General features: G+C 65.5%; 21 protein-coding genes. 10 read left to right on the forward strand and 11 right to left on the reverse strand.

Annotated elements, in window-relative coordinates:
• Window positions 1-21: 21 nt before the first annotated feature.
• The 4 genes from WBP07_RS13520 to WBP07_RS13535 form a co-directional block, all read right to left on the reverse strand.
• Entirely contained in the window at window positions 22-1,257 is a 1,236-nt protein-coding gene (locus WBP07_RS13520; RefSeq protein ID WP_395391764.1) for a hypothetical protein, read from the reverse strand.
• The gene (gene ubiB, locus WBP07_RS13525; RefSeq protein ID WP_395391765.1) at window positions 1,221-2,789 is read right to left on the reverse strand and encodes a 2-polyprenylphenol 6-hydroxylase; all 1,569 of its coding nucleotides are present in this window, start codon (window positions 2,787-2,789) and stop codon (window positions 1,221-1,223) included. The genes WBP07_RS13520 and ubiB overlap by 37 nt, the downstream gene beginning before the upstream one ends.
• 8 nt (window positions 2,790-2,797) lie before the next feature.
• Window positions 2,798-3,529, reverse strand: a complete 732-nt coding sequence (locus WBP07_RS13530) for a class I SAM-dependent methyltransferase (protein ID WP_395391767.1) — start codon at window positions 3,527-3,529, stop codon at window positions 2,798-2,800.
• A 61-nt stretch (window positions 3,530-3,590) separates the two neighbouring features.
• A complete protein-coding gene (locus WBP07_RS13535) occupies window positions 3,591-4,493 on the reverse strand; it encodes a DMT family transporter (RefSeq protein WP_395391769.1) in 903 nt (300 codons plus the stop codon).
• 138 nt (window positions 4,494-4,631) lie between these two features.
• Here WBP07_RS13535 and mutM point away from each other — a divergent pair, with 138 nt between their 5' ends.
• The 6 genes from mutM (at window position 4,632) to WBP07_RS13565 (ending at window position 10,914) form a co-directional block, all read left to right on the forward strand.
• Entirely contained in the window at window positions 4,632-5,444 is an 813-nt protein-coding gene (mutM, locus tag WBP07_RS13540; protein WP_395391771.1) for a bifunctional DNA-formamidopyrimidine glycosylase/DNA-(apurinic or apyrimidinic site) lyase, read from the forward strand.
• 145 nt (window positions 5,445-5,589) lie between these two features.
• A complete protein-coding gene (rpsT, locus tag WBP07_RS13545) occupies window positions 5,590-5,850 on the forward strand; it encodes a 30S ribosomal protein S20 (protein ID WP_395328751.1) in 261 nt (86 codons plus the stop codon).
• Between the two features lie 946 nt (window positions 5,851-6,796).
• Window positions 6,797-8,233, forward strand: coding sequence for a chromosomal replication initiator protein DnaA (gene dnaA / locus WBP07_RS13550; protein WP_395395793.1), 1,437 nt, complete (start codon window positions 6,797-6,799; stop codon window positions 8,231-8,233).
• Between the two features lie 482 nt (window positions 8,234-8,715).
• Complete coding sequence (locus tag WBP07_RS13555; RefSeq protein ID WP_395391772.1) at window positions 8,716-9,582, forward strand: diguanylate cyclase domain-containing protein; 867 nt, start codon at window positions 8,716-8,718, stop codon at window positions 9,580-9,582.
• A 124-nt stretch (window positions 9,583-9,706) separates the two neighbouring features.
• Complete coding sequence (locus WBP07_RS13560) at window positions 9,707-10,108, forward strand: DUF983 domain-containing protein (protein ID WP_395391774.1); 402 nt, start codon at window positions 9,707-9,709, stop codon at window positions 10,106-10,108.
• The gene (locus WBP07_RS13565; protein ID WP_395391776.1) at window positions 10,105-10,914 is read left to right on the forward strand and encodes a HesA/MoeB/ThiF family protein; all 810 of its coding nucleotides are present in this window, start codon (window positions 10,105-10,107) and stop codon (window positions 10,912-10,914) included. Before WBP07_RS13560 ends, WBP07_RS13565 begins: the two co-directional genes overlap by 4 nt.
• Here the strand turns inward: WBP07_RS13565 and WBP07_RS13570 are convergent.
• Both WBP07_RS13570 and WBP07_RS13575 read right to left on the reverse strand, forming a co-directional pair.
• Window positions 10,893-11,231, reverse strand: a complete 339-nt coding sequence (locus WBP07_RS13570) for a GFA family protein (RefSeq protein ID WP_395391777.1) — start codon at window positions 11,229-11,231, stop codon at window positions 10,893-10,895. The two genes, WBP07_RS13565 and WBP07_RS13570, sit on opposite strands and share 22 nt — an antisense overlap.
• On the reverse strand, window positions 11,228-11,929 hold the full coding sequence (locus tag WBP07_RS13575) for an NAD-dependent deacylase (RefSeq protein ID WP_395391779.1): 702 nt from the start codon (window positions 11,927-11,929) through the stop codon (window positions 11,228-11,230). The genes WBP07_RS13570 and WBP07_RS13575 overlap by 4 nt, the downstream gene beginning before the upstream one ends.
• 124 nt (window positions 11,930-12,053) lie before the next feature.
• Between WBP07_RS13575 and dapB the strand changes: the two genes are divergently transcribed.
• The 3 genes from dapB to WBP07_RS13590 are packed head-to-tail and all read left to right on the forward strand — an operon-like array spanning window position 12,054 to window position 13,846.
• Window positions 12,054-12,782: a 4-hydroxy-tetrahydrodipicolinate reductase gene (gene dapB / locus WBP07_RS13580; protein ID WP_395391781.1), complete on the forward strand. Its 729-nt coding sequence runs from the start codon at window positions 12,054-12,056 to the stop codon at window positions 12,780-12,782.
• Window positions 12,779-13,438, forward strand: coding sequence for an endonuclease III (gene nth / locus WBP07_RS13585; protein WP_395391782.1), 660 nt, complete (start codon window positions 12,779-12,781; stop codon window positions 13,436-13,438). Before dapB ends, nth begins: the two co-directional genes overlap by 4 nt.
• A 15-nt stretch (window positions 13,439-13,453) precedes the next feature.
• Window positions 13,454-13,846, forward strand: a complete 393-nt coding sequence (locus WBP07_RS13590) for a hypothetical protein (protein ID WP_395391784.1) — start codon at window positions 13,454-13,456, stop codon at window positions 13,844-13,846.
• Window positions 13,847-13,981: 135 nt separating this feature from the next.
• Here the strand turns inward: WBP07_RS13590 and WBP07_RS13595 are convergent, their stop codons facing one another.
• Complete coding sequence (locus tag WBP07_RS13595; RefSeq protein ID WP_395391786.1) at window positions 13,982-15,301, reverse strand: dicarboxylate/amino acid:cation symporter; 1,320 nt, start codon at window positions 15,299-15,301, stop codon at window positions 13,982-13,984.
• Window positions 15,302-15,435: 134 nt separating this feature from the next.
• Window positions 15,436-16,593 (reverse strand): succinyl-diaminopimelate desuccinylase, encoded by a 1,158-nt coding sequence (dapE, locus tag WBP07_RS13600; protein WP_395391788.1) that lies wholly within the window; start codon window positions 16,591-16,593, stop codon window positions 15,436-15,438.
• 70 nt (window positions 16,594-16,663) lie between these two features.
• Between dapE and WBP07_RS13605 the strand changes: the two genes are divergently transcribed.
• Entirely contained in the window at window positions 16,664-17,128 is a 465-nt protein-coding gene (locus WBP07_RS13605; protein WP_395391790.1) for a cupin domain-containing protein, read from the forward strand.
• Between the two features lie 189 nt (window positions 17,129-17,317).
• Here WBP07_RS13605 and WBP07_RS13610 read toward each other — a convergent pair whose 3' ends face one another.
• The 3 genes from WBP07_RS13610 to WBP07_RS13620 all read right to left on the reverse strand — a co-directional run bounded on the left by WBP07_RS13610 (window position 17,318) and on the right by WBP07_RS13620 (window position 20,076).
• Complete coding sequence (locus tag WBP07_RS13610; RefSeq protein ID WP_395391792.1) at window positions 17,318-18,178, reverse strand: S1/P1 nuclease; 861 nt, start codon at window positions 18,176-18,178, stop codon at window positions 17,318-17,320.
• A gap of 8 nt (window positions 18,179-18,186) precedes the next feature.
• Window positions 18,187-18,849 carry a glutathione S-transferase family protein gene (locus tag WBP07_RS13615; RefSeq protein ID WP_395391794.1) on the reverse strand — a complete coding sequence of 221 codons (663 nt, stop codon included), beginning with the start codon at window positions 18,847-18,849 and terminating at the stop codon, window positions 18,187-18,189.
• A gap of 225 nt (window positions 18,850-19,074) precedes the next feature.
• Complete coding sequence (locus tag WBP07_RS13620) at window positions 19,075-20,076, reverse strand: anion permease (protein WP_395328787.1); 1,002 nt, start codon at window positions 20,074-20,076, stop codon at window positions 19,075-19,077.
• Window positions 20,077-20,084: the final 8 nt, after the last annotated feature.

Consider the following 20,084-nt stretch of genomic DNA (forward strand, 5'->3'; position numbering starts at 1 on the left):
ACAGCGTTCATGGGCGTGCAATCAATTTAGGGTTTCCCCGGAGGTTTGGCCGGGAGATTTGGAGAGCCTTGCCGCAATCGCAAGGCCTGCCAGCGCCCTTGGCGCAAAGGCGATGCCCGCGAACATGGCCGGCGCGATCATTGCACCCCAGTAGAAATTGTCCCACCGGCCCGCCGCCATGAACAGCACGCCGTAGCCCGCTGCCAGCAGGAAGGCGAACACGCCCTCCGCCCGGTTCCAGCCCAGCCAGCCGAACGTCATCAGCACCACCGCCGGGCCCGCCAGCCAGTGCGGCAGCCAGCGCAAGTTGCTGGACTGGATCACGTTGGAGAGCCAACCGGACAGCCCGCGCAGCACCAGCCAGGGCGGGCCGTGCGGGTCGGTAGGCAGCGCCTGCTGCGAAATCAGCGAGAGGTGCCAGGCAAGGCCGGCGAAGAACACGGCGATCAGCGCGGTCCATGCCGCCGCCTCCCGCCAGTTGCGCTGCCATAGCGCGGTCGCCGCCATCAGCGCGACGAAGGGCAGCGAAGGCTCGCGGATCGCCAGCGCCAGCGCGGCGGCGGCGAACGCGGCATGCCAGCGGCCGCCCTCTCCCGAACGGCCGATACGGTGGAGACCCAGCGCAAGAGCGATCAGGCCCCCGGCCCAAAGCTCGTGCAGCGGGAAGTAATGCCGGTTCAGCGCTAGGGAAGCGCCCACGAAGACCAACGCGGTCGCCATGCGGCGAAGGCGCGGCGAAATGCCCGCCTCCCCCAGCTTGTGCCACCATGCCATGACAATGCCCACCATCAGCACGATTGCCGCCGCGATCTGCCCGGCCGTCCCCAGCCACGCATCGAGATAGGCAAGCGTCGGCAGGCGCACCGCAATCGCCGGATTCACCGGATAGTGGCGCGCGCGCTGTTCCGGCACGATGAAGTGGTAGTAATTCTCGCCCTTGGCGATGCGGGCAATGGCCACTTCGTAAAGGGCAATGTCCTCGTCATAGGGCTTTTGGGCGAGGCCGGGCTTGCCGGCGGTTGAGATCGGACCTTCCACCGGCCCGTCCCATGGCGAACGGCTGCCCGACTTGGCCACCGGCACCATGGCCGAGGCGACAAGCAGCGCCGCCAGCAAAGCCAGCGCCAGCCGCGCCAGCCAGACAGGCCAGTTCGCAAAGCGCGTTGATGCCGGGGAGGCAGGCGCTCCGCCCCCTCCCTCGGCTTTGCTTGCGGCAGGGCTCAATGGCCCAGCAATGTCCAGTACGTCAGCGCGCATGCAGCAACACCCCCAAGGATTGCCGCCAGACCATAGCCCACCCAGTGGTTACTTTCGGGTTTACGCTCGCCATTTGGCGACCAGATCAGGTCGACATCGGGCAGCGGCGCCTGTTCGGGCGCGCCGCCCTTGGGCGGGAACTTCTCCTCGATCCGCCGCACCAGCGCGGGCAGGCGGAACAGGGTGCCAAGGTCTTCGCGCAGCCGGTCGGCAATCACCGCCTCCGGCCCCAGTTCGTCGCGAATCCAGCTTTTCACGAAGGGCGCCGAAACGTCCCACATGTTGATGCCGGGATCGAGCGCGGTGGCCAGACCTTCGACCATGACCATGGTCTTCTGCAGCAGCAGCAAGTGCGGCTGCACCGCCATGTCGAAATCGCGGGTGATCGCGAACAGCCCGTCGAGCATCTGGCCGACCGAGAGTTCGGACACCGGCTTGCCACGCATCGGCTCACCCACGGCGCGCAGCGCGGTCGCGAACTCTTCCACCGTGTGGTAGCTGGGCACGTACTGCGCTTCGAAATGAATTTCGGCCACGCGGCGGTAATTGCCGGTGGTGAGGCCGTAGAGGATCTCCGCCAGCCACAGCCGCGCCTGCCGGTTGATGCGGCCCATGATCCCGAAATCGATGGCGACGATGGTGCCGTCCGCCTCCACGAACAGGTTGCCCTGGTGCATGTCGGCATGGAAGAATCCGGACGAGATCGCCTGCGTCAGGAACGTGATCACCAGCTTGTGCGCCAGCCTGGGCAGATCGTGCCCGGCCGCGCGCAAGCCTTCGATGTCGCTCATCTTGGTGGCGCCGATCCACTCGACGGTCAGCACCTGCCCGTTGGTGCGATCCCATTCGATGCCGGGCACGCGGTAGCCGTGGATGCCATGCATGGCATCGGCCAGTTCGGAGGCAGAGGCCGCCTCGCGCCGCAGATCCAGCTCTCGCAGGGTCCAGCGCTTCAGATTGGCGACGACCGCGCGCGGGCGCAGACGCGCAGCCTCTCCGCCCAGCGCCTCAAGATGCGCGGCGGCCCATTCGTAGGTCTCGACATCGCGCGCAAACTGCTCGCGAATGCCGGGGCGCAGCACTTTCACCGCGACGTCGCGGCCATCGGGCGTGACCGCACGATGGACTTGCGCGATCGAGGCGGCGCCCACCGGATTCTCGTCGATCGAGGCGAAGATCTGCTCCAGCGGGCGGCCGAAGCTGCCTTCGATCACCCGGCGGATTTCGGAGAATGCCACCGGCGGCAGGCTGTCCTGCAAGGTCAGCAGGTTGCGCGCGGGGCCTTCGCCGACAAGATCGGGCCGGGTGGCCAGCGCCTGCCCCAGCTTGATCGCGGCCGGGCCGATTTCCTGAAACGCGCCGGCATAGTCCGGCTCCGCCGGCTGGCGCGCACCGAAGCGGGCGATCCGGCACAGGCGCTTTACTTGCGCCGGTGCATTGCGGTCATTCTCGATTCCGCGCAGCGCCCCATGGCGTGCGAGGACGCGGCCCCATTTGAGGAGCCGCAGGATATGCGTCGTCGAACCCGTCACGTGCCCGGTTACACTTTCCAGCCCGAGTGGATCGCGACAAGGCCGCCCATGATCGGCTCCACCTTGGTGTGCTTGAAACCGGCTTCGCGGATCATCTTTTCGAATTCCGGCATCGGCGGGAAGCGGCGGATCGATTCGATCAGGTAGCGGTACGATTCGGCATCACCGGCGATAGCCTGCCCGATCTTGGGCACCAGGCGGTGCGAATAGACGTCGTAGACTTCCTTGAAGCCCGGCCATTCGGTGGTCGAGAATTCCAGGCAGAAGAAGCGTCCGCCGTACTTCAGCACGCGGTGCGCTTCGGCCAGCGCCTTGTCGATATGGGTGACGTTGCGGATGCCGAAGGCGATCGTATAGGCATCGAAGTGGCGCGCGGGGAACGACAGTTCCTCCGCATTCTGGCGCGACCAGACCAGGCCATCGAGGCCGCGCTCCATCGCGCGTTCGATGCCGACGTCCAGCATGTCCTGATTGATGTCGGACACGGTGACGGAGGCGCCATGCGCGGCCATGCGGAAGGCGATGTCGCCCGTGCCGCCGGCCATGTCGAGGATCTGTTCGTCGCGATGCGGCTTCACGCGGCGCACGAACTTGTCCTTCCAGAGCCGGTGCATGCCGACCGACATGGCATCGTTCATCACGTCGTACTTGCGTGCAACGCTGGAGAAGACCGCGCCAACGCGCGCCTCCTTCTCCTCGGTGGCCACATCCTCGTAGCCGAAGGAAACCGTTTCGCTCATGGCGCAGTCCTCTAGCGGTACGGCTGCGCGGGCGCCACCGGAGTTTTGCAGTCGATTTGTCCTATCCGCGGTTCCGAAGGGCCAGGGCGGACAGCACGATCCCGGCCAGAATCAGTGCCATGCCGATAAGGTGGTAGGGCATGAGCCGCTCTCCCAGCAGCAAGGCCGAGAGCAGCGCACCGAACAGCGGCATCAGCGTGATCGCCTGCCCCGCACGCGCGGCGCCAAGGTCGGCCGTCGCGCGGTTGTAGATGAAGTAGGCCAGGGCCGAGGGGAAAATGCCGACATAGGCAAAAGCCGCCAGCACATGCGGGCTCCAGTTGATCGCCTGTCCCTGAGCGGCCTCCCAGCCAGCCAGCGGGCCCATGGCCAGCGCGCCCAGCACGAAAGTCAGGAACAGGAACACGGCCGGGGGGATCGGCGGCCGCTTGCGCAGCAGTACCGTGTAGAACGACCACGCCGCCACCGCGCAGAACACCAGCCCGTCACCCGCGCCGAAGCGCAATTGCATCAGCGCCGCCGGATCGCCCTTGAAGACGATGGCGATCACGCCCAGCGTCGAAACCAGCACGCCCAGCCCATGCAGCTTTCCCGGCCGCCCGCCGAACAGCACCCGGTCCAGCACGGTCACCACCGCCGGGATCGAGGCCTGCAGCAGCAAGGCGTTGGCGGCGGTCGTATAATGCAGGCCCTTGTAGAGAAAGCCGTTGAAGCAGGCGACGCCCAGCACGCCCAGCGCCAGAATCCAGCGCCACCCCGCCACGACCGCGCGCCATTCGCGCCGCAAGGGCCCGAGGGCAAACGGTAGCAGCATGATCACCGCGATCAGCCAGCGCCCGAAGGCAAGCGTGAAGGGCGGAATGTCGTCGCGCACCGCCCGCCCGGTGATCGAGTTCCCCGCCCAGAACAGCATGACGAGGCCGAGCATGGCAAAAGCGCGATATTGGGAGCGGTTCTCTTCCATGCGAGGCACTTAGCCGGATGATTCGATCGTGGCGAGGCACAGCACGGCCGCAAACGTGATTGGATGGCCCCCGATCGCTCGGCCCTACGATCCGCTTCCTTCCCAACGCGATCGGGACATCCTATCTCGTCAACCACGATGCCAGAACTTCCCGAAGTCGAAACCACCGTCCGCGGCCTTGCCCGCTATCTCGAAGGCGAGCGGATCGCGCGCGTGACGCTCAACCGCGCGGACTTGCGCCGGCCTTTTCCACCCGATCTGGTGCAAGTTCTGACTGGCGCGCGCGTCACCACGATGGGCCGGCGCGCCAAGTATGGCCTCATCCATACCGACCGCGACCAGACCATGGTGTTCCACCTGGGTATGTCCGGCCGCTGGCGCATCGAGCCGGAAAAGCCGGAGAAGCACGACCACCTCGTGATCGAAACCGGATCGGGCCATGTCCTGGCCTTGAACGACGCCCGGCGATTCGGCTCCGTGGACCTGGTGCCGACCGAAACGCTCGATTCGTGGGGCGCTTTCGCGGCGCTCGGCCCCGAACCGCTGGGCGAAGGGCTGACCGCCGCGCATCTCAAGACGCAGCTTGCCGGGCGAATCGCCCCGATCAAGCAGATGCTGCTGGACCAGCAGGTGGTAGCCGGACTCGGCAATATCTACGTATGCGAGGCGCTGTTCCGCGCCGGCATCCGGCCGGACAAGGAAGCGGGCCGCGTCACCCTGCCTGCGCTGAACAAGCTGGTGCCGGCGATTCGCGAAGTGCTGTCCGAATCGATCGCAGCGGGTGGATCGACCATCCGCGACTACGCCCAACCCAACGGAGAACTGGGCTATTTTGCAACTTCGTGGCAGGTCTATGGACGCGAAGGCCAGCCTTGCCTATGTGGCGGCACCGTTCGGCGCTTCGTTCATGGTGGACGCAGTACGTTCTGGTGCCCGAAATGCCAGAAATAGGCGGTTTCGGAGGCGCCTCGCGGGTTGACGGAATAGCGTCACACCGCTAAGGGGCGCGCTTTCCGGCGAGTCCGCTCGCCAAGCAGATTCGTTAGGCATTGGGCCGCCATCACCGCTGCGTGGGGGGCCAGACAGAGGAAATTCGATGGCCAATACGCCGCAAGCCCGCAAGCGCATCCGTCGCAACGATCGCCGTGCGGAGATCAATACCAACCGCGTCAGCCGCATCCGTACCTTCGTGAAGAAGGTGGAAGCCGCGATCGCCGGTGGTGACAAGAGCGCCGCTGCGGCCGCTCTCAAGGAAGCCCAGCCCGAGCTGGCCCGCGGCGTTGCCCGCGGCGTGCTTCACAAGAACACGGCTGCGCGCAAGTTCTCGCGCCTGACCAAGGCCGTCTCGGCTCTCTGAGCCCGGCCTGACAGCCCGGCCATAGGGCTGGGCTGATGCTTCGGCCCAAGCTGCCGCTCGTACCCCGCCCCAGGCGGGAACCGGGCGGAAAGCTTGGGCCGATGGCGTTTCAGGGCCTGTGAAGGGCAAGCTGGCAGTGGCGCCGTCGGTTCAGACCGTCTGCTTCAGGAGATCGCTCTGCATCTCCCGCCACCGCCCTGCCCCTTCGAACGACACCTGCCTTCACCACGCCTTCTCTGGCGATTCCGGATCCCGTGCAGCCAGCGCGTGACCTGCGAATTGCCTGCGCCCGGCTGCAACCCGGTGTCGCAAAAAGGGACAGGCGCGAAGGAGCCATGCCGGCGCTGTTCGGGCATCCCGATTCGCCGCTTCTGAACCGCCGGACGGAGAGCCGTTCCTGAGTCGAATTCCGATTCGCCTCGCGAACCTCTCCACGCTGACACCGCTGCCAAGTACGGAACAGGAACGAAGCTGGCGCCCATGCGTTACGCTCTCGGGCCCCGTTCAGGTGCGCGCAGACAGGGCCGTGCGATGAATCGGCGGAAACCGTGCGATTCGCGTGAGGCGGATTTGCGACCGTCAGCCAAGTTGCTGATTTCATTCATGAAAATCTATTCATGACGGAAATTGGGCACTCGGGGGCGAGTCAACAGGCATAATTTTTTTTATTTGGGGAGGAGCGTATTGCACCGCGACCAAACCCGTTTCTAAAAGGGTCCTCGGCCGTTGCGGAACCGGCCGGGGAACATCGACAGCGACGAAGCACCTGCTGCAAACATGCGTTTGCGGTTGGGGGATTTTTTACGTGTGGCGACGGTGCCTATCCGGTTGCGCGACAGCCCGTTCGGGGCAGCAGCCAACAAGGGGGGTTGGTCTAATGTCAGGTACATCTGCAGGTCAGGGCGCTAACGGCGTGAGCAAGAAATCGAAGGCGGTAAAATTGGTGATGGAAGAGGATCAGGAAGCCGTGAATCTGGCGGCCGACTGGGCGGACATCAGCCAGGGCTTGCGCAAGGACCTCGGTCAACAGGCGCATAGCCAGTGGATCAAGCCGATTCAGCCCGGCAACTATTGCAAGGAAACAGGTACGCTCGATCTGTACCTGCCCACGGAATTCTCGGCGAACTGGGTGTCGGACCGTTTTGCGGACCGTCTCTCGCTGGCGTGGAAGATCGCCCGGCCCGACGTGCGCCATGTGCGCATCCTCGTGCATCCCGGTCGCCGCCAGCTTCCCGAACTACGCCTGGGCGGCGGCGGTGGTCGTCCCTCCAGCGCGCCGGCCAATGATTCGGCACAGGGCACGCCCGATCCGATCTCGGCCGCGCTGTCGGGCGATTCGTTCGCCGCGCTGGGCCAGGGCCCGGCCGGCATCGATGCCTCGCAGACGTTCTCCAGCTTCGTGACCGGCCAGTCCAACGTGCTGGCGTGCAATGCCGCGCAGCGCATGGCCGCCACGGAAACGCCTCAGTTCTCGCCGCTCTACCTCAAGGCCGCCACCGGCCAGGGCAAGACGCACCTGCTGCACGCGATCGGCCACGCCTATCTGCAGCACCACCCGCACGCGCGGATCTTCTACTGCTCGGCAGAGCGCTTCATGGTCGAATTCGTCCAGGCGCTGCGCCAGAACCAGATGATCGAGTTCAAGTCGCGCCTGCGCGGGTTCGACCTGCTGCTGGTGGACGATATCCAGTTCATCATCGGCAAGGCATCGGCGCAGGAAGAACTGCTCTACACGATCGATGCGCTGCTTCAGGAAGGCAAGCGACTGGTCTTCGCCGCCGACCGCGCGCCGCAGGCGCTCGACGGCGTCGAACCGCGCCTGCTCTCGCGCCTGTCGATGGGTCTCGTCGCGGACATCCTGCCGGCGGACATCGAACTGCGCCGCTCGATCCTGGAAAACCGCCTGGGCCGCTTCGCCTCGGTGGACGTGCCTTCGGACGTGATCGAGTTCCTGGCCCGCACCATCAATCGCAACGTGCGCGAACTGGTGGGCGGCCTGAACAAGCTGATCGCCTATGCCCAGCTGACCGGCCAGGCCGTGTCGCTCCAGCTGGCAGAAGAACAGCTTACCGACATCCTCTCGGCCAACCGCCGCCGCATCACGATCGACGAGATCCAGCGCACGGTCTGCCAGTTCTACCGGATCGACCGGACGGAGATGAGTTCCAAGCGCCGCGCCCGCGCGGTGGTGCGTCCGCGCCAGGTGGCGATGTACCTCGCCAAGGTGCTGACGCCGCGCTCCTACCCGGAAATCGGCCGCAAGTTCGGCGGCCGCGATCACTCGACGGTGATCCACGCCGTCCGCCTGATCGAGGAACTGCGCACGCGCGATGCCGACATGGACGGCGACGTACGTTCGCTGCTCCGCCAGCTCGAATCCTGACATTTTCCCGGGGGTTTCCCCGGGAACTTAACGGGCCATCCACACGTTTGCCCACAGGGTCGCACCTGATCGCGCGCGAGAACTTCGGTTCTCGCGCGCGACATCGTTTGGGCCCGGCGAAACCCTTTCCAAGCGCTCTCCCAGAATACCGGTTTCGAGATTTTCTCGCTTCATACGCGGCATTCATCTCCCTGTTTCCAGGAGATATTCACGCGCCGCCCCACGCACTATTCCCCACTGAAAAATCCAACAATAGTGCCGGATTTTATCTCGGAAATAGCATTCTTCCAAAATGAACTGCCCGTTCATCTACTCGACATTACTTGTAATCGTCATTCAATACTGCCACCCCGGCAAGACAAGATGCCGACAGCAAGTGCGGATTCCGCGACGAATGGGAAATTCTTAACCATTAGATAAGGCTCTTCCCATAGCCTGACTTCAGGCCGGGATTTCCGGCCGCACGAGAGGAGCCTCCCCCCATGCGCTTCTACCGGGCCACGACTTTCCTGTTCCCGCGCCACTACGAATGGCGCATCCTGCTGGCTTGCTTTGCCGCCGTCCTTTCACCCTTGCTGGCGCTGGCCACGTACCAATGGGCGACCGGGGCATGGCAACCCTCGCTCCTGCTGGGCCTGTTCGCGGCGTCGCTTGTCGCCGCCGGACTGGGCATGCTGGCCATCCGGGCGCTGCTGGCGCCGGTCGCGCGGGCAACGGCAACGCTTGGCGCGATCCATCGCGGCGAGGCCGTGCCGCCCCTGCCCCGTGGTGGAGACGATCTGGTCGGGCAGCTGCTGCGCGCCGTTGCCGTGGCCGCCAACGGCAGCGCGATCCGTAACCCAACCCTGTCCACGGACACCGATCACGATGCCCTGACCGGCCTGCACAGCCGCCCCGGCTTTCTGGACCTTTCCGAAAAGGTTCTGTCGGGCGACAGCAATTCGGTGATCGCGCTGATCGATATCGACCACTTCCAATCGATTAACGACCGCTTCGGCCGCGCCGCCGGCGACGCCCTGCTCCGCGCCGTGGGTCACCGGCTCGAACGCGGAATCCGCCGCAGCGATCTGGCCGCGCGGTGGAGCGGAGAGGCGTTCGTCGTGCTCCTGCCCGATACCCAATTGGACGAGGCACGGCTGGTGCTGGAACGTCTGCGCGCCAGCGTCGCGCTCGATCCGCTGCTGGGGCCGGAAAGCACGGGCAATGCCTGGCCGGTGACCTTTTCCTGCGGACTGGCGCCGGTGCGCGCCTTCTCTCATCTGGGAGACGCCACCCATCGTGCCCACGCCGCCTTGAATGCCGCCAAGAATGGCGGCCGCAATCGGGTGCGGATCGCCGGCAACGGCTGACCTGCCCCCTTCTCCTGATGCGGGGGCTCCCCCTTCCCCCTTGGCCGGACGCTCCCGCATCTTCGTTTCGCACTGCGAGTTTTGCGCTTGGCCGGGGACCGCCCGATGCTGTAGGCGCAGGGCCATGACGCTTCCCGCCAATTATGGGCAGGCCGCGCTGCGCGGCATTCGCTGCCACTGCCCGCGCTGCGGCGAGGGCCGGCTGTTCCGCAAGTGGCTGAAGCCGCTGGACCGCTGCCCCGCCTGCATGCTCGACCTGACGCCCCAGCGCGCGGACGACTTTCCCGCCTATATCGCCATGCTCGTCACCGGCCACCTGATGGCGCCGATCATCATCATGCTCTCCAAGGACTTCGCCATGGGGCCCCTGGGCATGTTCGCGATCGTGGTGCCGCTGGCGCTGGTGATGATGCTGGGCATGCTCCAGCCCGCCAAGGGCGGCGTGATCGCCACGCAGTGGTGGTTCGGCATGCACGGCTTCGTGCGGGAGCGCGTGCCGCAGGCCGACGGCGCGGAGCGCGAATGACGCTTCCTCCCGAACGCCTGGCGCGATTCGCGCGGCATATCGTGCTTCCGGAAGTGGGTGGCGCCGGCCAGATGGCGCTGGCCGATGCCCATGTCGTACTGGTCGGCTGCGGCGGAATCGGCAGCCCTGCGCTCCAGTATCTCGCCGCAGCCGGGATAGGACGGCTGACGCTGATCGACGACGACACGGTGGACGTCAGCAATCTGCAACGCCAGACGATTTATGCGCCATCGGATATCGGCAAGCCTAAAGCGGAAGCGGCAGCCGAATGGGTGCGGCGCTTTGATCTTGGCCTTGAGATCCTGCCGCACGTTACGCGTCTCGGGGGTGACAACGTGGCAGAGATTCTCTCCGGCGCGAGCGTGGTACTGGACGGGTGTGACAACTTCGCGACTCGGCTGCTCGTGTCAGATTGCTGTGTAAAACTCGGCATTCCCCTTACAAGCGCGGCAGTTGGTCGCTTCCAGGGGCAGGTCGCCAACTTTGCCGGACACCTGCCCGATCAGGCTTGCTACCGCTGTTTCGTGGGCGACGCCTTCGATGCGCAGGACTGCGATACTTGCGCGGCCGATGGCGTGCTGGGGGCGATGGTCGGCATGGTCGGCACCTTCGCCGCGATGCACGCCATGCGGGTTTTGCTGGACGGCAAGGCCGCGCTGGGCGTGCCCCAGTACGGCACCCTGCAACTGATCGACGGCTTGGCCCCTTCGATGCGGCCGCTCAGGATCGCCAAGGATCCCGGCTGCCGCGCCTGCGGGGTGCCAGCCACCGGGGAAGCTGCGTTTCAGGCCGATCTGCCGTCGTAAGTATAGACCGAAAGCTGCGCGAGCAGATCAGGCGCGAAGAGACGCATGTTCAGCCCCATCCGGTCCTGCGTGGGATCGACCGGACTCCAGTGCGTGGTGCAGCCGCACTGGGAGCAATGCCAGAAGGTCAGCACTTTATCGCCGGTTTGGTAGCCGGCCAGATCGCCCGCGACGCGCACTTTCGCGGGACTGTGATAGGACCATAACGTCCCCAACCGATGGCAGACCGAGCAATTGCAGTCGCACACCTCGTGCGGCTCGTCGTTCAGCTCCAGCGTGACCGCGCCGCAGTGGCAGCTTCCCCGATGGACGGTCATGCGGACAGCATCTCGTCGACCCAGGCGGTGACCAGTTCGGTGGCCGGACCATGGCGCGCTTCGTCGAACCAAGTCGTGCCTTGCGAGGGTTCCAGGTTCAGTTCCAGCGTCTCCGCCCCGAATTCGCGTGCGTTGCGCACGAATCCGGCGGCGGGATAGACCGCACCCGAAGTGCCGATCGAGACGAACAGGTCCGCTTGCTCCAGCGCCGCGAAAATCGCGTCCATCCGGTAGGGCATTTCTCCGAACCAGACGATATCGGGCCGCAGCGCCGCTTCTCCGCACAGCGGGCAGGCGGGACGGTCGAGCAAGGGGCCGGTCCAAGGGGACCGCTCGTCACAGGCAGTGCACCAGGCGTTGAGGTGCTCGCCATGCATATGGAGCACGCGCTTGGCCCCTGCCCGCTCATGCAGGTCGTCGACGTTCTGCGTCACGATCAGCAATTCGCCCTCCCACTCCCGGTCCAACTTGGCCAGCGCGAGATGCGCGGCGTTCGGCTCCTTGGTCTGGATCGCCTCCCGCCGCATGTCGTAGAAGCGCAGCACCAAGTCGGGATCGCGGGCAAAAGCCTCCGGCGTCGCCACGTCCTCGACGCGGTGCTGTTCCCACAGGCCGCCGCCCCCGCGAAAGGTGTCGATGCCGCTTTCGGCGCTTACGCCCGCGCCGGTGAGGATGACGATGTTGCGGATTGCCGACACCACTTGCCCTTTCTCGTCACCCTGAACTTGTTTCAGGGTCCATTGTGCGCCATTCGCTGCCCTGAGTTTTGGAGCACGATGGATGCTGAAACAAGTTCAGCATGACGGCTTGTGGAGACGGCAAGTGGCACGAATCGGAATTATCGGCAGCGAAGGTCGCATGGGTCACGCGATCGCAGAGGCCATTGCGGCGGCGGGCGAGGACCTTTCCGGCGGCGTGGACCGCGATGGCGACATCGGCGCGCTGGCAGCCCATTCGGACGTGCTGATCGATTTCTCCAACCCCGTCGCGCTCGAAGCCAACCTCGATGCGGCGGTGGATGCGGGCATTCCCATCGTGGTCGGCACCACCGGGCTTGAGGAACGCCACCACTGGCTGATCGATTCGGCCGCGCAGCACATTCCCGTACTCCAGACCGGCAACACATCGCTGGGCGTCACCCTGCTGGCCCACCTCGTGCGCGAAGCCGCCAGCAAGCTGGGCGTGGACTGGGATATCGAGATCGTCGAGACCCACCACCGCATGAAGGTGGATGCCCCCTCCGGCACCGCGCTGCTGCTGGGCGAAGCTGCCGCCAAGGGCCGCGAGGTCAGCCTGTCCAACGCCGCCGTCCGCGCACGTGACGGCATCACCGGCAGGCGCGAGAGCGGCACCATCGGCTTCGCGGCCCTGCGCGGCGGCACCGTGGCGGGCGATCACACCGTCCACTTCCTGGGCGACAACGAGCGCCTCTCGTTCTCCCACCTGGCCGAAAACCGCACGATCTTCGCCAAGGGCGCGGTGAAGGCGGCGCAGTGGCTGAAGGACAAGCCCGCCGGTCGCTACACCATGCCCGAGGTGCTGGACCTTTGAACAAGGCCGAAATCTTCGAATTCTTCCGCCGCTTGGCCGAGCTTAACCCCTCGCCCGAGACGGAACTGGAATTCGGAAACAACTACCAGCTGCTGGTTGCCGTGGTCCTGTCCGCGCAGTCCACCGACGTCGGCGTCAACAAGGCCACGCGCGCGCTGTTTCGCGAGGTGAAGACGCCCGCGCAGATGGTCGAGCTGGGCGAAGAAGGCCTGAAGGCACACATCAAGACGATCGGCCTGTTCAATTCCAAGGCCAAGAACGTCATCGCCCTCTCCGAGATTCTGGTCGCGCGCTATAACGGCGAAGTGCCGGAGGATCGCGATGCGCTGGTCGAACTGCCCGGCGTCGGCCGCAAGACCGCCAATGTCGTGATGAACTGCGCGTTCGGGGCGGAGACCTTCGCGGTGGACACGCATATCTTCCGCGTCGGCAATCGCACCGGCATCGCCAAGGGCAAGACTCCGCTGGCGGTGGAGAAGCAGCTGGAAAAGCGCGTGCCCCAGCCCTTCCGCGTCGGCTCGCACCACTGGATGATCCTGCACGGCCGCTACATCTGCAAGGCGCGCACGCCGGAGTGCTGGCGCTGCCCGGTCGTTGACTTATGCGACTACAAGGACAAGGTTCTGGAGAAGGGAGCCGCGCGCAAGGCTGCCTGATCAGGAGGATGCCCAATGCTCCGTCGTCACATCGCATTCGCCATCGCACCGCTCGCTCTCGCGGCCTGTAGCGACCAGGAGGCAAAACCGCCGCCGCCGGTCAGCCCCGCTGCCGAAGCGATCGGCCCCGCGCAGGATTGCCTGCCGCTCAGCCAGTTTTCCAGCACGCGTATTCGTGATGACTGGACCATCGATTTCATGAGCGGCGCCGGCAACCGCGTATGGCGCGTAACGCTGCCCAATCGCTGCTCCGGCCTGCGGTCGGCCGACAGCTTCACTTACGCCACGTCACTCTCGCAGCTGTGCCGGCAGGATATCATCTTTCCGCTGATGCGCGTCGGCAGTGGCTTCCAGCGTGGTGGCGGCTGCGGACTGGCGCCGTTCGTGCCGGTGAAGCTGGCGCAGTAACTTCCACGTGATCCTCCCCTGCAAGGGGAGGGGGACCGCCTGAAAGGCGGTGGAGGGGTATCACCGCTGGCGTGGATACCCCTCCGTCAGCGCTTCGCGCTGCCACCTCCCCCTAAGGGGGAGGAGTTTACGACCTCAACTGTCGTACTGTTCCGGATCGATATTCAGCCCGCGGCGGCCTTCCGAGGACGAATGCGCGGGCGCCTTGGGCATCTGCTCGTCAGGATCGACCAGCGGCTGGAGCATGCCTTCGCTACGGGTGATCACGGCGGTCGCCACCGCATTGCCGACCACGTTGGTGGCCGAGCGGCCCATGTCCAGGAAGGTATCGATGCCCAGCAGCAGCGCGATGCCTTCCACCGGCAGGCCGAACTGCGACAGTGTGGCCGCAATCACCACCAGGCTGGCGCGCGGCACACCGGCGATGCCCTTGGAACTGACCATCAGCGTCAACAGCATCAGGATCTGCGTGCCGATCGGCACATGGATGCCATAGGCCTGCGCGATGAAGATCGACGCGAAGCTCATATAGATCATCGAGCCGTCGAGGTTGAAGCTGTAGCCCAGCGGCAGGATGAAGCCCGAAATGCGGCGCGGCACGCCGAAACGGTCCAGCTGTTCGAACAGCTTGGGCAGGCTCGCCTCCGACGACGCGGTAGAGAACGAGAGCAGCAGCGGTTCGCGGATATAGCGGAACAGCGTGACCACGCGCCCGCGCAGGAATATTCCGCCGACAATGAACAGCAGCAGCCACAGCAGCAGCATCGCGAAGTAAAATTCGCTGACCAGCACGCCGTACGTCACCACGATGCCGAGACCGCGCTGCGCGATCACGCTGGCAAGCGCACCGAACACCGCGAAGGGCGAAAAGCGCATCACGTAGTCGGTGATCTGCAGCATCAGTTCGGACAGCGCCTCGCTCACCTTGACGATGATCGCGCCTTTTTCGCCAATGGCGGTAAGGCCGACGCCGACGAACAGCGAGAACACCAAGATCTGCAGGATGTTGTTTTCCGCCATCGCATCGACGGCGCTGCTGGGGAAGATTTCGAGGATGAAGTGGCGCAGCGTCAGTTCCGCCACATCCAGCTTGCCCAGATCGCTGGCGGTTTCCAGCCCGACGCCGACGCCCGGCTGGAACAGGTTGACCAGCACGAGGCCCAGAGCCAGCGAAATCAGGCTGGCCGAAATGAACCAGGCCAGCGCCTTGCCGCCGATGCGGCCCAGCGCGGCGCTGTCGCCCATGCCCGAAATGCCGGTGACGATCGTCGCGAAGACCAGCGGCGCGATGATCATCTTGATCAGCTTCAGGAAGACATCGGGCAGCAGCTTGAAGTAATCGGCCCACTGGACCAGGCGCGGATCGTCCGCCGGCAGGGTCGCATGCAGCAACCAGCCCACGGCGATGCCCAGCACCATGCCGATAATGATATAGAGCGTCAGCCGCCGACCCATTCCCACCTCGCAATAAAATTGCTGGCGAGACTAACAGCGTGACTCGCCCGGTCAACGCCGGGGGCGCCCCTATTCTTGACGTTGTCCGCCAAAATCGGGCGCGGAAGGCTCATGCCCTTACGGACATTTCCGAATCAAACGGCCAGAGCCGCCTCCGTCACGCGGCGATAGATGCGCACCAACGCTTCCAGATCGTCCACCGCAACCGCCTCGTCCCGCTTGTGCATCGTTGCGTTGCACAGGCCGAATTCGATCACCGGCGACAGGTCCTTCAGGAAGCGCGCGTCGGACGTGCCGCCGCTGGTCGAAAGTTCCGGCTCCACGCCGATCTCGGCCCGGATCGCATCGGCCAGCAGGGTGGAGAAATCGCCGGGTTCGGTCAGGAACGCCTCGCCGGAGATCACCGGGCGCGCGGTGCCGCCGTGGCGCTCGGCAATCTTGGTCACCCGCGCAGACAGGCTCTCGCCCGTGTGCAGGTCGTTGAAGCGGATCGAGATGCGCGCCGATGCCTTGGCCGGGATCACATTGGTGGCGGGGTTGCCGACGGTGAGGTCGGTCACTTCCAGATTGCTGGCCTGGAACCAGTCCGTGCCCTCGTCCAGCACGATGGCGTCCAGTTCGGCCAGCATGGCGACCAGCTTGGTGATCGGATTGTCGGCCAGATGCGGATAGGCGACGTGACCCTGCACGCCCTCAACCTCCAGCCAGATGTTCACCGATCCGCGGCGGCCGATCTTCATCATGTCGCCCAACCGACTGACCGAAGTAGGCTCACCCACGAGGCAGAGGTCGGGAATCGCGCCCACTTCGCGCATGTGGTCGATCAGCGCGAGCGTGCCGTAGCGGGCCGGGCCTTCCTCGTCCCCGGTGATCACGAAACTGATGGTGCCTGCATCGGCAGGGATCTGCGCGGCAGCGGCGACCATCGCGGCGATCGAACCCTTCATGTCCACCGCGCCGCGCCCGTAGAGCAGGTCACCACCCGGAGCCTTGCGGATCTCGGGCGCGAAGGCCCCGCTCGACCAGCCCTCACCCGGCGGCACCACGTCCAGGTGGCCAGCGAAGGCGAAGTGGCGCGAGCCTTCGGGGCCCTTGCGGATCGCGAACAGGTTTTCGACCGGGCCGTCCGGCGCTTCGCCGGCGATCGCGCGATGCACATCAAAGCCGAGTGGTGCCAATTGCGCCTCCAGACAGTCGAACACCATGCCGGTGGCGGGCGTGACGCTGGGGCAGGCGATCAGGGCTTCGGCAAGCGCGACGACGCTCGGGCGGGTCTGGACGGCTTCGGTCATGCTGCGGGCCATTGCACAGGTCGGCACGCAAGACCATAGCCTCGGCATATCGGCCAGCGTGGGAGCATGTATGCCCAAAATCGACATCGACGCGATCACCCCGTCCAACCGCACGGGTTATCCGGCCCCGTTCGACCAGCCGGTGGCGGGCCGCTGGTATCGCCGATTGGCCCCGGCGAGCGGCCTGACCGAGATGGGGGCCAGCCATGTCACGCTGAAGCCCGGCGCCTGGTCCAGCCAGCGCCACTGGCACGATGACGAGGACGAGATGCTGGTGATGCTCTCGGGAGAGGCGGTGCTGGTGGAGGACGATGGCCGCACCGTGCTCCGCGCCGGAGACATCTGCGCCTGGCCCAAGGGCGTGACGAACGGCCATCACCTGATCAACGAGAGCGATGCCGACTGCGTGTTCGTGGCGATCGGCGCGGGCAATCAGGACGGATCCGGCGCCTATTCGGACATCGACATGAAGTTCGAGGGGCCCGGCTACTTCCACAAGGACGGTACGCCCTATCCGACGGACAGGCTGCGCTAAGAGGCCAAAACCCACACGCCTATCCAAAATCCCCGTCATCCCCGCGTAGGCGGGGATCCCGCTTGTTCTTCGCGGCTCAGCGCTGCGGCTCAACAAAGCGGGGCCCCCGCCTGCGCGGGGGCGACGAGGTGTTTTGGGTAACTGAAGAGTGCGGACCGGCGGAGATGAATGCGCCTGTCCAAATCAAACTCAGCCGAGCGCTTCGTCCAGCATCTTGGCCAGACGCAGGCCGGCCTGCTGGATGCGCTGGTCCACGATCGGGATCGCCGCTTCGATCGCAGCCTCGTTCCAGGTCGCCTTGGCGTCCTTCACATCACAGGGCAGCTTGCCGCCGTAGGCAGCCGGGTAGATCACATCGCGGCTGATCTCCCACGATTCGCGGGCCCAGTCCTCGGTCTTGCCGGTGGCGAGATGGGCCTTCTCCTCGGCCGAATAGCGGCGCACCAGCGGCGGATTGGCCGAACTGATCGCGCGTTCGGCCAGCAGGCCGTCCCACACCGCGTGAAGGTTGAAGCCGGTGACATCGCCATAGCCGCTGTCCACCTTGTTGCCGCCCTGGTCGGCATTCTCGCCCACATGGAGCGGCTGGTGCACGTCGCCCACAAAGTGCGTGACCAGGATCAGCGCCTCAAGCCGCATCGCGGGGGCCAGCTTGCGGTCCGCCAGCAGGCGGGCATTGCGATCGATCTGCGCGGTGACGCAGTTGCCGTCGCGGCAGTCGTTCTTGAGGTCGAACGTCCCGCAGACCGGCTGGTCGTGATAGTGCCATGAGGACATGAAGGCGAAGCGCCAGCGCTCATCCTTGTTCTTGATGCAGTCCGGCCAAACGGCCGCATCCTCGAACGTCTTCGCGCTGCATTCGGGCGTGTCCAGTTCGCCCTGATGGCGCAGCAGCGCCGCGATCTGCGCCCGGGTGGCGGGCTTCACGTTCTCCAGCGCGATGGCGGCCACGGTCCGGTGGCCCAGTGCGCCCCAGGCCATGGCAGGGGTTGCAAACGCAGAGGCGGCCAGGCCGGCCATCGCGGCCAGCGTCATTACGATCTTCTTCATGGGGGAGGTCACTTAATCGGTGTTTCGTACTGTTCGATGACCCATTGCTCGGTCTGGGCGGCGTTGATCCATTGCTGCATCCACTCGTGTTCCCACACCGCCTCCATATAGGCCTGTGCGAAGCCGGGGACGCCGATGCCGTACGTCAGGAAACGGCTGACGACCGGGGCGTAGAACACGTCCGCCGCGCTGAAGGTGCCGAACAGGAACGGCCCGCCGCGCCCGAACCGCGCGCGCGCTTCGGCCCACAGGGTGAGGATGCGGACGATGTCGGCGCGTACGTCCTCGCCCAGCGTTGCGCCTTCCACCCGCATGCGGATGTTCATCGGGCAGGCCCGGCGCAGTGCGAAGTAGCTGGAATGCATTTCGGCAACCATCGATCGCGCCATCGCGCGGGCATCGTCGGCCTTGGGCCAGAACCGGTCGCGGCCCACCTTGTCGGCCAGATATTCGACGATGGCCATGCTGTCCCACACGACCGCGTCGCCATCCCACAGGATCGGCACTTTGCCCTGGCTGGGGGCGAGATCGTCCGACGTGCGCTGCACGTCCCACTCGTCACCATAGAGCGGGACGGTGATCTCCTCGAAATGGAGGCCGGACTGCTTGCACGCCAGCCAGCCGCGAAGCGACCAGCTGGAATAGTTCTTGTTGCCGATGATCAGCTTCACTTACGCGGATTCCCCATAGGTCCAAGTCCCAGGTCTAAACCCGGGGCCTATCGGTTCAGGCGCGCCAAGTCGAGAATGAACGGTGAGTCTTTCGTTCGGCCTGACGGCCAAAGCGGCACCGGCCCACTCCCCCACCCGGCCACCCACGAGTGTACCCTGATGGGTGGCCGGGTGGGGGAGTGGGCCGGTGCCGCAAGCCATTCGCATCCGCGAATGGCGCACCGATCAAAAGAGTCGCGTGATCTCGTAGAACAGCGCGCCGACAATGGCGCTGGCCGGGATCGTCACGAACCACGCCACGATCACGCGGCTGGCCACCGACCAGCGCACGGCGCTGGCGCGGCGGGCGGCGCCGGTGCCGACGACGGAGCCGGTGATCGCATGGGTGGTCGAAACCGGAATGCCCATCGCACTCGCCCCGAACACCACGATCGCCCCCGCCGTGGAGGCGCAGAAGCCGGAATGGTGGTTCAGCTTGGTCAGCTTGGAGCCCATCGTCTTGATGATCTTCCAACCGCCGGACAGCGTGCCGATGGAAATCGCCAGGTAGCACGAAATCACCACCCATTCGGGCACGTGGAAGGCGCCCTGCATGTGGCCGGTGGAATAGAGCAGCACCGCGATCACGCCCATCGTCTTCTGCGCATCGTTACCGCCGTGGCTGATCGAATAGGCGGCGGACGAGAACAAGTGCAGCGTCTTGAACACGCTGTTGGACTGGCGCGGCGTGGTGCCCCGGAACAACCAGGACGTCACCAGCATCATCAGCATCGCGATCAGGAAGCCCAGCACCGGAGAGGCGACGATGGCGATCACCGTCTTTACCGTGCCGTCCGATTCGACGACGCCTGGCCCGGCCGCCGCGATGCCGGCGCCCAACAGGCCGCCGATCAGCGCGTGGCTGGAGGATGAGGGAATGCCCTTGATCCAGGTCAGCACGTTCCAGAACATCGCGCCGACAAGTGCGCCGAACACCACCGCCGGCGTCACCGCATCCTTGTTGATGATGCCCTTGCCCACCGTCTCGGCGACGTGGAGGCCCATGATCCAGTAGGCGGCGAAGTTACCGAAAGCGGCGAACAGCACCGCGACGACCGGCGAGAGCAGGCGCGTGGCGACGACCGTGGCGATGGCGTTGGCAGCGTCGTGCAACCCGTTAAGAAAGTCGAACGCGAGCGCGAGCGCGACGAGGCCGATCAGCAGCGGCAGGGCAAGCGTGTGATCCATGGGAAAAT

It is taken from the genome of Novosphingobium oxfordense, from assembly GCF_044029435.1.
Lineage (GTDB): Bacteria > Pseudomonadota > Alphaproteobacteria > Sphingomonadales > Sphingomonadaceae > Novosphingobium.

What these genes read in the sequence shown, in the direction of transcription:
- WBP07_RS13560 (WP_395391774.1), top strand. Translation starts at nt 9,707, where the DNA reads ATGACGCTTCCCGCCAATTATGGGCAGGCCGCGCTGCGCGGCATTCGC.
- dapE (WP_395391788.1), bottom strand. Translation starts at nt 16,593, where the DNA reads ATGACCGAAGCCGTCCAGACCCGCCCGAGCGTCGTCGCGCTTGCCGAA.
- WBP07_RS13535 (WP_395391769.1), bottom strand. Translation starts at nt 4,493, where the DNA reads ATGGAAGAGAACCGCTCCCAATATCGCGCTTTTGCCATGCTCGGCCTC.
- WBP07_RS13620 (WP_395328787.1), bottom strand. Translation starts at nt 20,076, where the DNA reads ATGGATCACACGCTTGCCCTGCCGCTGCTGATCGGCCTCGTCGCGCTC.
- WBP07_RS13565 (WP_395391776.1), top strand. Translation starts at nt 10,105, where the DNA reads ATGACGCTTCCTCCCGAACGCCTGGCGCGATTCGCGCGGCATATCGTG.
- WBP07_RS13520 (WP_395391764.1), bottom strand. Translation starts at nt 1,257, where the DNA reads ATGCGCGCTGACGTACTGGACATTGCTGGGCCATTGAGCCCTGCCGCA.
- rpsT (WP_395328751.1), top strand. Translation starts at nt 5,590, where the DNA reads ATGGCCAATACGCCGCAAGCCCGCAAGCGCATCCGTCGCAACGATCGC.
- WBP07_RS13610 (WP_395391792.1), bottom strand. Translation starts at nt 18,178, where the DNA reads ATGAAGAAGATCGTAATGACGCTGGCCGCGATGGCCGGCCTGGCCGCC.
- mutM (WP_395391771.1), top strand. Translation starts at nt 4,632, where the DNA reads ATGCCAGAACTTCCCGAAGTCGAAACCACCGTCCGCGGCCTTGCCCGC.
- WBP07_RS13530 (WP_395391767.1), bottom strand. Translation starts at nt 3,529, where the DNA reads ATGAGCGAAACGGTTTCCTTCGGCTACGAGGATGTGGCCACCGAGGAG.
- dnaA (WP_395395793.1), top strand. Translation starts at nt 6,797, where the DNA reads ATGGAAGAGGATCAGGAAGCCGTGAATCTGGCGGCCGACTGGGCGGAC.
- WBP07_RS13570 (WP_395391777.1), bottom strand. Translation starts at nt 11,231, where the DNA reads ATGACCGTCCATCGGGGAAGCTGCCACTGCGGCGCGGTCACGCTGGAG.
- WBP07_RS13595 (WP_395391786.1), bottom strand. Translation starts at nt 15,301, where the DNA reads ATGGGTCGGCGGCTGACGCTCTATATCATTATCGGCATGGTGCTGGGC.
- WBP07_RS13555 (WP_395391772.1), top strand. Translation starts at nt 8,716, where the DNA reads ATGCGCTTCTACCGGGCCACGACTTTCCTGTTCCCGCGCCACTACGAA.
- WBP07_RS13590 (WP_395391784.1), top strand. Translation starts at nt 13,454, where the DNA reads ATGCTCCGTCGTCACATCGCATTCGCCATCGCACCGCTCGCTCTCGCG.
- WBP07_RS13605 (WP_395391790.1), top strand. Translation starts at nt 16,664, where the DNA reads ATGCCCAAAATCGACATCGACGCGATCACCCCGTCCAACCGCACGGGT.